Origin of the sequence: Acrocarpospora corrugata (assembly GCF_009687845.1) — a bacterium.
In the GTDB taxonomy this organism is placed as follows: domain Bacteria; phylum Actinomycetota; class Actinomycetes; order Streptosporangiales; family Streptosporangiaceae; genus Acrocarpospora; species Acrocarpospora corrugata.
In genome coordinates, this window is sequence record NZ_BLAD01000131.1 from 1 (window position 1) to 15,110 (window position 15,110).

A 15,110-nucleotide genomic window follows, 5' to 3' on the forward strand; every position below is an offset into this window, starting at 1 on the left:
AAGTGATCACCGATGCGGGGCATGGGCTGCGATCCAAGCAGATCGCGTTGGCGTTGGGGCTGGGTGACAGCGCCTCGACGGTGGAGGGGCTGCGGGGAAAGCTGCGGCGTCTGGTGTCGCGGGGCTGGCTGAGGCAGGACTCGCCGGGGATATTCGCCCTGGTAGATCAGGCTTCTAGCGTTCGGGAGGGGTGAAGAGCGGGCTCTTCTTCCTTAGATTCGGGAGTGCGAAGTCCGTACGAACCGAGGGGAAGGAGAGCCCGGTGACAGGCTACGACACGGCCGCGAGCGCTGACTTCTTTGCAGCCTCCACGACTTTCTTCAACGGTCTGGTCGCAGATCTGAGCGCGGATGCGGCGGCGATGACCCACGATCAACTCGAGGATCTCCTCCAGGTCCGAGGGCGGGAGTTGCTGCGGCTGCTGCTGCAGGATCACCTGGATCTGCGGGCGGTGCGTGAAGAGCGGGCCCTGACCGGCCGAAGGCCGGTGCCGGCAGATGCCGGCGGGGTAGCGCATCGCATGATCGAGACGGGACATGAACGGTGTCTGGCCAGTGTGGTAGGCCCGGTGACGGTGCGCCGGGCGGCCTTTCGCGCGAGCGGGAGGGCGAATCTGCATCCGGCGGACGCACGGCTGAATCTGCCGGCCGGACGGCACTCACACGGGCTGCGTAAGCACGCCGCCCTGGAGGCGGTACGCGGCTCCTTCGATGACGCGGTCACGGCGATCAGGCGCTGCTGCGGGAAGGTGGTGGCCAAGCGGCAGGTCGAACGGCTGGTCATCGCGGCGGCCCGGGATGTGGAGGCGTTCTATGAGGCCCGCGTGCCGCTGCCGTGCACCGCAGCGACCCTGCTGGTGATCAGCTGCGACGGCAAGGGAGTCCCGATGCGTCCCGAGGCGCTGCGGCCAGCAACGGCCAGGGCCGCCGCGGTCAAGGGCGGCAACACCTACCGGACCCGGCTGGCCGGTGGGGAGAAGAGCGGACGCAAGAGGATGGCCACGGTCGCGGCCGTCTACGACGCCGAACCCGCCATGCGCCGCCCGCACGATGTGATCACATTCCCCGGCTCCGGCTCCGGCTCCGCGACACAGAACGGGCCGGGGCGACGGCGGCAGGGGCCGAAAGCGACCGGCAAATGGCTGACCGCTTCGGTGGAACGCTCGGCCGGGGACGTCATCGCGGACGCCTTCGATCAGGCCGCCGCCCGCGACCCCGAGCACCGCAGGCGCTGGGTGGTGCTGGTCGACGGCGACCGGCACCAGCTCGACCTGGTCGGCTCCCAAGCGAGGCGACATCAGGTAGACGTGCACATCGTGGTCGATTTCATCCACCTCGCCGAATATGTCTGGAAAGCGGCATGGTCACTACACACCCCGGGCGACCCTGCCGCCGAAACCTGGGTCGCGATCCAGCTCCTGGCGATCTTATCCGGACGGCTGGAGGAAACCCTCACCGAGCTGCGCCGCCAGGCACGGACCGCCGGGCTGAACCCCGAGCAGCGCAAAGGCATCCAGACGTGCGTGAAATATCTGACGGCCAAACGCGACCATCTCGACTACGCCGGCGCGCTCGCGGCGGGCTGGCCGATCGCCACCGGGATCGTTGAGGGCGCGTGCAGGCATCTGGTCGCCGACCGGTTGAACATCACTGGGGCCAGATGGGGACTCGACGGCGCCGAAGCGGTACTCAAGCTCCGCGCAGTGATCAGCAACGGCCACCTCGAACCCTACTGGGCCTTCCACCTCCAACAAGAACACCACCGCGTCCACCAGACCCGCTACCAGGACGGATACCAACTCGCAGCCTGATCACCGCAGTCCCTGGAAAAGATCCGCACCCTGAAGAGCACGGCGCGAGCACCCCGGTCCTTGCGATGGGTGACTTCAACGACGAGCCGTTCGACACCTCCCTGGTCACCCATGCCCTCAGCACCCGCCAGCGGCGCAGAGTACTCAAAGCGGAAACCCCGCGGCTGTGGAATCTGATGTGGCCCGCGATAGGTCTCCCCGAAGGCAGCTTCTACTTCAACAACGAACCCAATCTCCTAGACCAGTTCCTGGTCAACGCCAACATGGCCCGCCAAGACGCCACCCTCGCCGTCGACGCCGACTCCGTCCAGATCCTCAAGTTCGACGGAATGGTCAATCCCGGCACCTACCCCAGCCCTGTCCCGTTCGGCGGCATGGGCAACGAGGTCAACCAAGAAGGGTTCTCCGACCACTTCCCCATCGGTCTACGCGTTACCGAAGCGGACTAGATTAGCTGCGTCCTGGGCGGTGTTCCTCGCAGCGCCATCCGCTCGGGTAGGGCCGAGCTGGTTGGTTGCAGGGTCCCAGTCCGCTACGGCACATACCGGGACGCAGAGGAGTCAACACAGGTGGGCTGGGCCATTGCGCCGCCTCAGTAATCACCGGCACGTCGGTGTCGTCACTGTCGTGAGCTGGTCGTGGTGCTGCGCGGACACCGCTGTCCTGTCCGAAGCGGCATTCGCCGTCAAGGGGACGCGGGATCATGGTGTCGGTGGTCTTCGGCGCTTGGCCACGGAGTAGGTCGTCCTCTGTGACAAGCCCTCCGCTGCTATCGGCGTAGCGGTCACGGTCTTCGGTGCGGACCCACCATCGGCGGTTCAGTCGTTTCCCGGCGATGATCACGGGTACGTACTCGCCAGCCGCCGTGTCACGTACAAGGTCGTCAAGCTGGTACGGGAAAGTGGGGGCCCACGTGCCGTGGAGTTGGCCGCATCTGCCGGGGCTGCGCACAGGGCATGGCTCGGGGTTGTTGATGTTGCAGCGCTCCATGTGTAGCGATCGCACACCGCCTCGGATCTGGAGAGCGCCGCCCTCGGCGATGTATTTCCAGGGGAAGTTGTCAGTCTGTGCCCAGGGAACGTGATTGATGAAGTCCCGCTGAGGATCGACGGTCGTCCACAGCGGGGTGATGCCGTCGGCACGGGCGCGGCGGGTTCGCTTCTTGACGGACGCGAGGCTGGCGTAGGCCAACTGGACTTCGTGCCCCACAAGCAGGTCGGCGGCGCCCTTCACGAGCACATCAGTTCGGCGGCGACCGTCCTTGGCACGGTTCTCAACCTCGACGGTGAACCCACCGAGTATGGCTGCCTTGGCAATACGCTCTTTGATCGCCTTGTGCTGATCGCTCTCGTTGGACGGATGGTCTCGGACAGCTGAGTTGTGATGGGTGGCGAAGCGGACGCCGTACCTCTCGGTGAGGAACATCCACTCTGGGCAGTCCGGCCGCTTGTCCCGGCATTGCATGCACTGGAGCAGGCGCTCAGGGACCGGGAGGTTGCTGTCGGCACGGAGCTCCTCCCAGAGGCCAGGTAATTCCGGGTGCCCAAGATCTGGCTCTGTGAGGTTGAGTTCGAGGTCGCGGCCGACGTGGTAGACGCTGGAAGCCACTATCCGCCCGCCTCCCTGCGCTCAGGGGGTGTTGCAAGTATCCGTGATGATCCCGACAAAGACTGGCCTCCCGTTTCTGCTGGTAATGGTCGTGATCCATAACGTGATTGCAGTTCTGGGCATGCGCAAGAAAGCCCTGGAACCAAGGATCATTTGGGAGATTTCCGCAGTACCAATGATAAGTCGCTCGTTTCGTCCAATGGGCACGTGCAGAAGATCAAGATCTCGCCACGATGATGGCGATGATCCTCTCTGCTGAATGCTCTCCATGGTCTTGCTGCCGGGCCCGAGCGGCGGTGCCAGGCGGTGTGTCCTTGGCAACACCTTGGTGCACAACGATCACTTAAGTGGCCTTTTGCACCAAGAGTCGCTGGCACGCCTCAGCTCAGCCGCGTCTACGTTTTCTGTCGGAGGCGTCGCCTAGGGTGTGGAGTTCATCACTGATGAGCTTCTAGGCCCGGTATCGCAGCGGTTCGGCGGAGGATATGTGACTTACGGTCAGGTTGCGATTGGATTGAACGGGTTTCGCATCCAGGTCAGTCAGGCCAGCTTCGACGCCTTCGTCCAAGACTGGCCAGATACGTCCGACCTGGGCGAGCTCCGGGAAAGGGCAGGCGAGTCGTGGGCGCTGTGGGCTCAAGGTTCACAACTTTTTGGCATGCCGACCATGAGCGGCGCCGTCACCGACGGTTGGAAAAGCATCTCCCTGGAGGTTGCCCGCAATCTCGGTTTTGTCGCATTTCTGGTCAATCATGCACTTCCGCGATCCATCAGACACTACGCTGCCTTCAAGGACAGACCCTTCACGTTCCTCGGAGGCAAACGGGAGTTCGTTGGGGAAATCCGCGACCAGATTCCTAACCCGCCGCCGCTACTCTCCGGGTTTTCTATCAGACCGAGATATGCGCTGGAAGCTCGAGTCGTCGCTCCGGCGGAAGAGGCCTTCCTGGGGCTTTTCGTGACGCTGACCACCAGGACGGAGATCACTGCGGCTCTTCCGGATCTTGCGGCAGCCGGCGTGAGATTGGAAGGGTTCGACGCTCTTCTCCGGAACCGGGTCAGGGGCCAGCGCTCCCTGGTGGGCACGATCGACAGGCTCACCGGATCCGGTGTCACCTTCCGTGAGTCCTTCGATGGGGTCACTCAGATGAACGCCGACGAACTTGTCCTCGAACCGTCACGAGAGGCATTCGCGGCCTGCCTGCGGGTGATCCTCGGCAACAGGTACGAGAAGTTCGAACAGGAGCGTCAACGTCTCGAGGGCGAACTTCTTGGCGGCCCAGGCGTCAACGAAATGCTAGACCAGATGCAGAAGTTTCTCAGCGCGCAGCCGATCCAACTGGGCGAAGGCCTCGAATGCCAGATCGGAGAACGTCTGTCGATCATCAAAACCAGGCAGTACCGGAGCGTGTGGCGCGCTGCCCCGGTGGCCTACTGCTTCGATCCGGCCAGAGCCAAGCAGCACCAAATCGCCTGGCAGGGACTCACCACCTATGGCCCATTCAGCAGAGAGAGCTTCGCCAACAGGTCCCCCACGATCGTCGTCATCGCGCCCGACACGATCAAGGGAACCGCGGAGACGTTCGTGCGCGCTCTCAAGGACGGAGTAGAAGTGGGCAACGCCTACCCGGGCGGCTTCGCTTCGACATTCCGGCTGGCCAACCCCAGGTTCGTATGGCAACAAGTCGACTGCTCCAGGCTCCTGCCGCACGAGGCATACCGAAAATCGATCGAGCAAGCCCTCAGTTCTGAGACAAGGCCGGATGCCGCCATCGTGATCCTCCCAGACGAGTACGCAGACCTGCCGGCGGACGAAAACCCATACCTTCACGCCAAAGCGATGCTTCTGATGGCGGCGGTGCCCAGCCAGGAAATCAAGGCATCGACGATCACCCGGCACGCGGGGCTGGGCCACAGGCTCCAGAACATCTCGACATCCCTGTACGCCAAATTGAACGGCATTCCGTGGACAGTAGACCAGCGCCTGTCCATCGCGGACGAGATCATCATCGGCCTCGGTGTCGCGGAGCACGCGCGTAGCCGCTACCACGACCGGCAGCGATACGTCGGCGTGACGACGGTGTTCCGAGGTGATGGCAACTATCTGCTCGGCAATCTTTCCAGAGCCTGCTCGTTTATCGAGTACCCCGAGGTACTCAAAGAGTCCGTGCTACACGCACTCTCGGAAATCAAGGAACGCAATGGATGGCGGCCCGGAGACATCGTCCGGATCGTTTGTCACACCGCTAATCCGATGCGGACCAAAAAGCTCGATCACCTGATCGCTGAATGCGTACAGAAGGTGGGCCGCGACCAGACGGTCGAGTTCGCGTTCCTGACCATCGGGTCGGACCATCCGTTCACCATGCTCGATCCTCATCAGCCCGGCAGGAGCAGCCGGGGCGGAGGACCTGCCCGTGGCGTTATGGCGCCCGACCGAGGGACCATCGTCCAGCTCACCAAAGACCAGCGACTTCTTTCTGTCACCGGGCCGACGCTGATCAAGCGTCCAGGCTCGCCGCTCCCCCACCCGATGCACGTCAAGCTCCACCGCTCGTCGACCTTCCGAGATCTTGACTATCTGACGGAACAGGTTCTGAAGTTCACCTCTTTGTCATGGCGATCGACGCTTCCTGCGGGCAAGCCCGTGACCATCTACTACTCCGAGCTGATCGCTGACCTTCTCGTTCGTCTCAAAGCAGTCCCCGACTGGTCCCCGGCGCTGATCAATACAAGTCGGCTCAAGCACAGTGCATGGTTCCTATGACCGACTCGGTGATCGAAGATGGCCTCTCGAGTGTCGTGGAACGCATCAGCGGACGGATAAGCCGTGAATTGACCTGGCCATCGCCTGCGGCCGGACTCGCCTCCTGGGCCTTCGCCCACGCTGGCATACCGATCTTCTTCCGACAGCCTCCCGGAGACCTGGAGAACCTTCTTGCTGGACGCCCCACAGAAGCACCGGTGCTGGCATGCTGTGGCTACCTCCTAGCCCATCCGACCGCGCCCAGGACCGCGATCGTCCCCATCGACATGTGGCTCGAAGGCGTCGACCGATTGTCCAGCAGACGGGGTCTCCCCACCGACCGCCAGTCCTTTTTCTTCCGGCCCGCAGAACTTCTCGGAATAGCGGTAGGAGTGGCCGCCGTCGAAGCGAAATATCCACAACCCAGCAGATGGCTCCGCCAACTCATTGAGGAGGGAAGCGATCGGCTTAGCGCCGAGCCCTGGCACCGGACGTTGGACACGTTCGCCCGAGCGGAGCTGGGCTGCTCACCCAAAACGCGATTCGACCTGAACGGCGATCTGACCGCCAGTGAGATCGCCGGCCTCTGGCTTCTGGCGGACTTCCATCCGGAGATTGCGGCCCAGGTCGGCGTGACCGAACCGTGTGGACAAATCGAGGCACGGATCCTTCGCCAGGTCCTCCTGAGCGGCCTCCCGGAAGCCGATGTCGGCGAAGCGGCAGTCCTCTACTGTGCGCTCTCCACAGCAGTGAACAAGAGGCTGCCGGACGGCACCGCTACACCTCAGAGCGCGCTCACAACTCTCACCCAGCTGATGCGTAGGTTCCCCAGGATCGTCCGAGAACTGTCCGAGCGGCAGCGAAGCCGACCACGTCTGGTCGACATCCGGGACGAGTACGACGTCCAAGACCTCCTTCGCGGAATACTCCGCGGCTTCTTCGATGACGTGCGAATGGAGGAGTGGACCCCGAGTCACGCCGGAGCTGCTAGCCGAATCGACCTGATGCTCAAGCGCGAGGGCATCTTCATAGAAACGAAGATGACCCGCAGGTCCCTTACTCAGAGGAAGGTCGCTGAACAGCTGATTCTCGACAAGGAGCTATACCGGGGGCACCCCGACTGCAAGATGCTGCTCTGCTTCGTCTTCGACCCCACCCACATCCTGGACAACCCCGAAGGTCTCGAACACGACCTTTCCGACTTGGAGGGACTGCTACCGACCGTTGTCATCGTCTCCCCTCAGGAATAGACGATCACCGGGCGCTACGTGGAACGGGGTCCCACCGCCGACGTTCGTCGCGGGTTCCGTGTTCCTCTCGGCACGCGCTCGAGTGCGGCATCAATCGCCTCAAAAGGCACCGTACCGTGGCCACGAGGTACGACAAGCTCGCGGTCCGCTACGAGGCAACCGTACTGGTAACGGCCATCAACGAGTGGCTGTGACCAGCACACCTGACGCCATACCCGCTCCGAGGCGGCCAGCAGCTGATGAACCGCTCGCCCAAGCCTGAGCGCTACGGCGTCTGACAGGGGATACCCGTCAACGCCGGTGATGTCAGGAAGACGTCAGGCAGAAGGGGTGGCCAGCCGGATCCAGGAGTACCCGCCAGCGTCCGTCGCCGGGCTGATGGTCCGGTTTGGCCGCGCCGAGTTCCAGAGCCAGCTCTTCCATCGCATCGAGGTCGTCAGCACGGAAATCCAGGTGGAACTGTTGTGGCACGTCCTGACCCGGCCACTGCGGAGCCCGGTATCCGTCAACCCTCTGGAATCCCAGATCACAGCCGGAGTCGTCCGTCAGAGCGACGAACTCGTCCGTGCTGAAGAGTTTGCGCATCCCGGTCAGTGCTCCGTAGAAGTCCCCCAGCGTCCGCGGGTCGGCACAGTCCAGAGTCACCCCTCGCAGTACAGCGCTTGGCACCATTCGCTCCTTCGCGTCCGCGCGTCTGTCTCCGTGAGCCGCCGCTGCACGCGATCACCGGCCACAGCCACACCGTACTCGCCACATCCACCGCTGAAGTAGCGGTTTACCCCTGCCGCAGAGCAACAGGTGGCTGTGACCGGCGCTTTCGATACACGCCATAGCACGGTGGCGGCCCGCTTCCCTGCAGCCGTTCGTGGGACGTCAGCGTCACCTCGGCCTCCTCACCGGATTCCAGCCACGGGGTGAACGGCCCGCCTTCATCGACCAGCGTGTAGATCGTGTGCGGATCTCCTCCGCTGATGACCGCGTCCCAGGCGCGCAGTAAAGCGGTCCGCTTCAGTTCCTCGCCACGGACCATCGCCCGCAACTTGACGTCAGCCTCCTAGGAGAGCCGGGTTAGTCCGGAAAGTTTGGCTCATCGCCCCAGACCGCCGACGGGATGGCACGAACGGTGGCCGAGCCCGCTCGTGGGGCACTGATGCTCGGACCAGTGATGGAAGCGCTGTCGGTTGATCGGTACACGACACGATCGCCCACAATCGTCCCGGCATAGGCCCCGTTTGGGTCGTATACCTTGCGGCCCTTGATCTGACCGACGTACGTGCCGGACTGGGAGAAGAGCTTCGTGCCGGACACCCGAAGCGGCCGGCCATCTTTCGTATAGAGACTACTCACCACGTCATCTCACCAGGCGGCTCCGACATTTTCGGGCGCCCCGTCAGCCGGGTGGTTGGCCCGGCGGTCCTCCAGACAAAGGGCTCTGTGCTGTAAGTGAGTCGAGTTCTTGAGCCCTACACCATTCATACACCACGATCTTGGACACGGCCCTGATGTCAGGGGCTCGCGGCGGCGCGTTCTTCCGGTGTCACGTAACCGCAGTACGCCACTATCGCGAAGGCAACTGGACGCGGCGGAGCCTGCCTTCTAGGTACAGTTTGTCCAGGAGACACTAGGCCCCGGGGGAATGTACGTGTGGGCGAAGCATGACTGACTTCGGGACCTGGTGCACCCTCGGGACATTCGTGCCTGTTGGCGACCACCTTGCCGGCGTTATCGAGTCGAACGACGATGCTGCGGGCGTTGCGGCCCTCGCCGCGACTCTTCCGGACGCGTACGCCGTATCCGAGTCGCTCGCGAAGATCGCGGAGCGACACGGCAAGCATGCGGTGGCTAAGTTCCTCCGCAACAAGCTTCCCACCAAGGCAAGCGCCCGATCCGGGGACATGGGCGAGATCCTCGCGACGGCCTACCTTCACGAAGAGCGCGGGTATGTGGTTGGACCGAGCCGACTCATCCAGCGCGACCATCAAGAGTGGGCGATGAGGGGGGATGACGTACTTGGAGCAAAGCTCGACGCCGACGGCAAGCCCCACATCGCCAAGGCCGAGGCGAAAAGCCGCCTCACGCTGAGCAAGCCGACCGTCGTGGAGGCTCGCGAAGGTCTGGCACGCAACGATGAGTTGCCTTCGCCGCATTCGCTCACCCAGTTCGCCGAACGGCTCCTGTCCACGGCCGACAGTGACGTCGGCGAGGCCGTGCTCGACATGCAGCTCTTGGAAGGCGTCCGTCCCGACCGCGTCGCTCATCTGATGTTCCTCTTCACGAGCAGTGACCCGAGTAAGCACGTGACAGCAGATCTCCAGGCGTACGCGGGCGCCGTGCCACAGCTGGCGATCACGCTTCGGGTCCAAGGCCACCGGGAGTTCATTGAGAACGCCTACGAAAAGGTGATCGCCGGTGGCTCGTGAGGCGCGAGATCTAGCAGAAAGTCTTGCTGCAGCCACCGACGCCGGCTTCCGCGGGCGCCTACTGGCTCGTGGACAGGCCCAATCTATGATCCGGCGCGAGGGTGTGCTGCCGCAGGACGCACCCGCGTTCAGTCCCTTTCTGGACGCGGACCTGCTCAACTACGGGTACGCATTGCTAGCCACGAGTCTTGAGCTGTTGGAGTCCGCAGACGAGGACACGACCGAGCAGATCGTGATCGCACAGCAGGGGTTCATCCAGAGCTCTTACGCCCTTGAGGCTGCCACCCGGAATGCGACGCCCGATGCAGACTTGGTCTTCCATGGACTTGTCGCCGGCGCGGCCAGCCATCTCGGCGGCTACGCCGCGCGGGCGTTCTCGCTGATCCAATCGAGCCTACAGTCGGGGCGGTTAACGCCGATGGAGCAGACGCTGGCGGACCTCATATTGCGCGACTTGAGTTCGGTCGAGCGGCGGACCCAGTCGCTGCGTTCCTCCTCCCAACTCTCCGATGACGCTCTGTTGCTGAACTTCACCGCAGCAGAGAGCATCGGGGAAGACACCCCACCCGACCAGGTCGGCCCCGTTGTCCTTCTCCTCAGTGAAAACTATCTCTCAGCGGTCTCGGCCGCCTTGTTCGCGATCGAGATCGGAAGCCGGGACCTGCTCGAGGCGGCCCTCGAAGAGTTGCGGCTTGGCGAACGGGCGTCCTCGGACGTGAGCGCCCCCGGGCCGTGGTGGGTTTACCGGCTCACGCGACATCTGCTCGGCGGCCTGTTCGACACCAGCCTTGAGACGAACATCCCGAACGAACCACCGCCAGGAGTTGCTGACAACGTCGAACGGTGGCCTTATCTCAGGCGCACCTTCGTCGAGTCGCTCCTAGCGCGGGAACGCTCTGAGATAGACCTGTGGCCCTCCCAACTCCACGTCGTCGACAGAATTTTCCGGGACGGCCGGGATCTCGTCGTCGCGCTGCCGACCAGCGCTGGCAAAACTCGTATCGCCGAACTGTCGATCTTGGCGTGTCTTGCTCAAGGGCGACGCACGGTGTACGTCACCCCGCTGCGAGCCTTGTCCGCCCAGACCGAGCAAGTCCTCGCACGGACCTTTTCCCCGCTGGGCATCCGCGTCTCGTCCCTCTACGGCAGCATGGGGACGAGCGACATCGACGAGGAGACTCTAAGCTCCAGCGCAATTGTCGTGGCAACCCCGGAGAAGCTGGATTTCGCGCTTCGATCCGACCCGTCTGTACTCGATGACGTCGGTCTGGTTGTCCTGGACGAGGGGCACATGATCGGAGCCTCCGAGCGTGAGGTCCGCTACGAAGCGCAGATCCAGCGGCTCCTGCGTCGTCTAGACGCTTCGACGCGCCGCGTGGTGTGCCTCTCGGCTGTGTTTCCGTCCGGGAGCGAGCTCGACGACTTCGTTGCATGGATCACTGATGATGACCCGGACGGCCTGCACCGCGAGGAGTGGCGCCCCACGCAGCAGCGCTTCGGCCTTGTCGAGTGGCGTAGAGACCATGCGCGGCTGACCGTCACTCTCGGGCCCGACCAACCGTTCATCCCGCGATTCTTCGAGGCGAAGAAGCCAAGCGGCCGGCGTCGGAAGATGTTCCCGAAGGACCAACGTGAACACGTCATCGCCACCGCGTGGCGTCTGGTCGAAGAAGGCCAGACCGTCCTTGTCTTCTGTCCCCAGCGGAATTTTGTAGAGCCGTACGCCCGCGCGATCATCGATCTCTACGGCAGAGACCTTGTTTCCTCCGTCCTGCCCGTGGATGTCGACCTTAACGACGCTCTCGTCGTGGGCGCCGAGTGGTTCGGTGCCGATCATCCGATATTGGAGTGTCTTCGGCTGGGCGTAGCCATCCACCACGGAGCGCTCCCCGGTCCCTTCCGACGCGAGATCGAGCGACTATTGCGGCAGGGCAGCTTGAAGATAACTATTGCCTCACCCACTCTCGCCCAGGGACTGAACCTGTCTGCGTCAGCGGTACTCTTCCATGGCCTTCACCGCGGCAGGGAAATGCTCAAGGGCTCTGAGTTCGCGAATGTGATCGGGCGTGCGGGCCGCGCGTTCGTTGACACCGAAGGACTTGTTCTCTATCCGATCTTCGAGCCGACTTATGGGCGTCGGCAGGAGTGGCTCAAGCTCACGCAGGGAGACGGCGGTAAGGCCCTGCGGTCGGGACTCATCGAAATCGGCGTTGAACTCTTGAGAAGGATGTACGCATCGCAGGGGCTCGCTTCGGTAGAGCCTCTTCTCGAATACCTCACCGGCGGCCCCGACTGGTCCCTGCCAATTGTGTCCCAGGAGACTGATGAGGGACGGACCGCCGCCGCCGCGAGTTGGCAGTCGAACCTCGCGTTGCTCGACATCGGGATTCTGAGCGTCGTCGGAGACAGCGACTTGTACGCCGCAGCCGACGCCGCGACGCAGATCGTCGCCGATACCCTGCGCGATTCGCTGTGGGAACGGCAACTTCGCCACTATGACGGCACCTCAGCTGCTGCCTTGCGCGAACTGGTGTACAGCCGGACCAGGCACTTGTGGGTAACGTCCACACCGTCGCAGCGCCGCGGCTGGTTCTTGGCCGGGTTGGGGGCCGATGCCGGATCTGAGCTCTCCCAGGTATCTGGAAGCATCATCGCTTTGGCGGGCCAAGCCGAAGCCGCCATCGTCGAGGGAGACCACGAGACGGCCGCCGACCTGCTCGTGGCGATCGCCGACATTGTGTTCGCGGTGGAAGTCTTCGCTCCCGAGACGACACTCGGCGATTGGCGCGGGGTGTTGAGGCACTGGGTTCGCGGTCTGGCCCTCGGCGATCTTCCCGGTGACCGCGTCGCGATAGCGCAGTTCATCGAGGCCGACGTGATCTACCGGCTGGTCTGGGGAATGGAGGCCGCCAGGGTCTACGAAACCGCCCAGGGCAGCTCCGCGTCCGATGCCTTGTTGGGCACGGCAGTCTCCGCAATCGAGACCGGGACGTTGAATCGGGCAGCCTCGATCCTTATACGCTCTGGCTTCGACCATCGCCTCGCGGCCATTTCAGCAGTCATGAGCACCGGCGCCACATTCAACTCGGCTGCTGAAATGCGCCAGTGGATTGACGACCTCGACCCCGCGCACGCCCTCAGCGAAGACTGGCCGACACCCGAGTCACGGTCAGCTTGGGAGGCATTCGCGAACCCCTCGCAGACACGGCGCTCGCTTCAATGGAGCCGTACCACCGAGGACTTACAGGAGGTCACCTGGTATGGGACGGCACCCGACCCAGGTACGTGGCTGCGCGTGACTAACCACGGACCAGACAAAATTGAGATCTGGTCCATCGGCTACGACCTGCTTGGAGAAGCCGCCATTCTCCTCAACCGCGAGCGCCAGGGCGTGTTGCGCGCTCGACGACTTCGCACAGGCACCGGGATCCGCCTGCTTTATCGCGGCCCAGGCGACCTGGTCCCGAAGGCGCCGAAGGCATAAGCGACGGCTGAAGGCCCCAACGATTCCGGACAGGACTCGTGGAGGACTCCGCCGCCGGATTCTCTTCCAGCCCGATCAGCGACTGGCAGCCGGAATTCCCCACTCCAGCCCTTGTCGGTGTCGTCAATGGATTCCAGACCATCCTCGAAGGAACTCGCTCGAGTCACGGAGCAGTTCGTCAACCATTGCACATAGCTCGTCGTATTTCAGGCCACCCATAAGGAGCTCGACAAGGCCGAAGAGAGGGCGGTCAGCGGGAAGCGAGGTAACCCGGGGAATTATTACCCCGTAATGCACCAAGGTATTTCGCAATGCCCTTCCGCCCGGCGACAACACTTCCTGAACTTCAGGCGAGAAAAACTCCGGGCCCGGTAGTGCCATGCCGTGTACTTCAGCTAAGCGCTTCAGGCTGTCGAGAACCTGGAACAAGGTGATATATCGAAGCTTGAGCACCGCCACTGGCCACGAACCGCCCGGAAGACGTGGTGTCTCGCCCGTCAGCAACTCCGCTGTTGAGCAGGCCGCTTGCACCGAAATTAGCGCTGCCGCCATATTGGCCGGCACATTCCCGGCAAAAACACTCTCGTAAAGTTTCCAGGACTTCGCATCCGAGCTCTCCACCTCATGTTCGTCCACAAGGTCGAGCCAGCAAGCCGTGCCCTCGGCCACGGAATCTGGATCAGGTTGAGCGAAGGCCGCCATACCCCTGGCCATCTCATGCATTCGTTGTCCCATGGCGGCGGCCGGGCCGAACGCCTCGGGCGGCAGGCCGGAGTTGTAGTGCACCGTATGCGTTGTGCCAATCAAGTGCTGCCGATAGCGTACAACCCCCAGATCATCTCGAAGCCAGTCCAGCAATCTCCCGAGCCTCCCTCGCGCATCGGCGAAGAAGACGTGGTGGTGCTGCTTAGAAATCAGCCCATAGTGCTCGGCGACACCGTCGACGTATCTATCTGTGTCGAGGAAGAGTTTGTTGGCGTGCCTAGACGCCCTAACGGCGTCACCTTCGAGCGATGGCACGGCCGGTAGCTGCCCTGGATCGAACCTTTCCAAGTACTTCCTGCCCTCGTAGTTGATCAGGGCAAGGTGTTGCAGAGTACAGAGCATGGGCCAGACAGTCGCCTGAGGACGTCGAATGCAGGCTTGCCCGACCTGCCAGAGGTAGTCGCGGTCCAGCGCGAGCAAGCGAAGACCCGCTTCACGCGGCGTGAGATCCGGCACGAGGGGACCATACGCCAATCACTCCACCCAGGACCAACGGTTATCCACCAACTCTGCCAGCCGGACGTCAGCTGATTTCACCAGCGACTTCTGGCCCCACCTGCGGGCCTGTTTTGGCTCCACTTCGAGCTCGTCGAGGGTGCCTGGTTCCAGCGAGATTTGGCCCCACCCTCGTGGGTGGCCGGCCTTCAAGCAGCAACGACGGAACCACGGTAGGTGGGGCCAAATCTCCTCGGCCGAGGTCGTGGCAATCGGTGGGTGGGGCCACCGCTCGCTGGAAAGTGGGGCCAAGAGTCACCCGTGGAATCAGTCAGCATTCGGAGCGAAACTCACTCTGACACGCGGGCCTTGGCAGCTCACGCAGTCAAAAGACCGCGGACTTTTAATCCGTAGGTTCAGGGTTCGAATCCCTGGCGCCCCACCCATCTGACCTGCGACTTTACCCTTTATGGTAGTCACCCGATGACAGCGTGAGTCACTGTGGGGCACATGTGAGTCACGCCCGGACCGAGTGTGCCGCTTTGGCGACACGAGCCGTCTTGCGTGCGGCGGTCAGCACGAGCCGGGCGGT

At 63.2% G+C, this 15,110-nt stretch carries 11 protein-coding genes and 1 tRNA gene; 8 read left to right on the forward strand and 4 right to left on the reverse strand.

All coding sequences use genetic code 11. The features are described from left to right. The 3 genes from Acor_RS43865 to Acor_RS40395 all read left to right on the forward strand — a co-directional run. The coding region (locus tag Acor_RS43865) for a hypothetical protein (protein ID WP_218034809.1) at positions 1-194 on the forward strand (194 nt) is incomplete at its 5' end. A 68-nt stretch (positions 195-262) separates the two neighbouring features. After that, the gene (locus Acor_RS40390; RefSeq protein ID WP_155342049.1) at positions 263-1,810 is read left to right on the forward strand and encodes an ISKra4 family transposase; all 1,548 of its coding nucleotides are present in this window, start codon (positions 263-265) and stop codon (positions 1,808-1,810) included. Beyond that, entirely contained in the window at positions 1,810-2,259 is a 450-nt protein-coding gene (locus tag Acor_RS40395) for an endonuclease/exonuclease/phosphatase family protein (RefSeq protein WP_281353312.1), read from the forward strand. Before Acor_RS40390 ends, Acor_RS40395 begins: the two co-directional genes overlap by 1 nt. A 1-nt stretch (position 2,260) precedes the next feature. On the opposite strand, the gene Acor_RS40400 is transcribed toward Acor_RS40395, so the two are convergent. Then, positions 2,261-3,418 (reverse strand): competence protein CoiA family protein, encoded by a 1,158-nt coding sequence (locus Acor_RS40400; protein WP_155342050.1) that lies wholly within the window; start codon positions 3,416-3,418, stop codon positions 2,261-2,263. A 427-nt stretch (positions 3,419-3,845) separates the two neighbouring features. Here Acor_RS40400 and ago point away from each other — a divergent pair, with 427 nt between their 5' ends. Next, positions 3,846-6,185 (forward strand): protein argonaute, encoded by a 2,340-nt coding sequence (gene ago, locus Acor_RS40405; protein WP_155342051.1) that lies wholly within the window; start codon positions 3,846-3,848, stop codon positions 6,183-6,185. Next, a complete protein-coding gene (locus Acor_RS40410) occupies positions 6,182-7,414 on the forward strand; it encodes a PD-(D/E)XK nuclease domain-containing protein (protein ID WP_155342052.1) in 1,233 nt (410 codons plus the stop codon). The genes ago and Acor_RS40410 overlap by 4 nt, the downstream gene beginning before the upstream one ends. Positions 7,415-7,720: 306 nt before the next feature. Here Acor_RS40410 and Acor_RS40420 read toward each other — a convergent pair whose 3' ends face one another. Continuing rightward, positions 7,721-8,086 (reverse strand): VOC family protein, encoded by a 366-nt coding sequence (locus Acor_RS40420; RefSeq protein WP_174876268.1) that lies wholly within the window; start codon positions 8,084-8,086, stop codon positions 7,721-7,723. A 103-nt stretch (positions 8,087-8,189) separates the two neighbouring features. Next, positions 8,190-8,444, reverse strand: a complete 255-nt coding sequence (locus tag Acor_RS40425) for a hypothetical protein (RefSeq protein ID WP_155342053.1) — start codon at positions 8,442-8,444, stop codon at positions 8,190-8,192. Positions 8,445-9,069: 625 nt separating this feature from the next. On the opposite strand from Acor_RS40425, the gene Acor_RS40430 reads away from it, so the two are divergent. Continuing rightward, positions 9,070-9,834: a Hachiman antiphage defense system protein HamA gene (locus tag Acor_RS40430; RefSeq protein WP_155342054.1), complete on the forward strand. Its 765-nt coding sequence runs from the start codon at positions 9,070-9,072 to the stop codon at positions 9,832-9,834. Between the two features lie 85 nt (positions 9,835-9,919). Then, a complete protein-coding gene (locus tag Acor_RS40435; RefSeq protein WP_155342055.1) occupies positions 9,920-13,318 on the forward strand; it encodes a DEAD/DEAH box helicase in 3,399 nt (1,132 codons plus the stop codon). A 123-nt stretch (positions 13,319-13,441) separates the two neighbouring features. On the opposite strand, the gene Acor_RS40440 is transcribed toward Acor_RS40435, so the two are convergent. Then, the gene (locus Acor_RS40440) at positions 13,442-14,539 is read right to left on the reverse strand and encodes a hypothetical protein (protein ID WP_155342056.1); all 1,098 of its coding nucleotides are present in this window, start codon (positions 14,537-14,539) and stop codon (positions 13,442-13,444) included. 362 nt (positions 14,540-14,901) lie between these two features. Here Acor_RS40440 and Acor_RS40445 point away from each other — a divergent pair. Next, positions 14,902-14,960: transfer RNA gene (locus Acor_RS40445), tRNA-Lys, on the forward strand. The last annotated feature ends 150 nt before the right edge of the window (positions 14,961-15,110 follow it).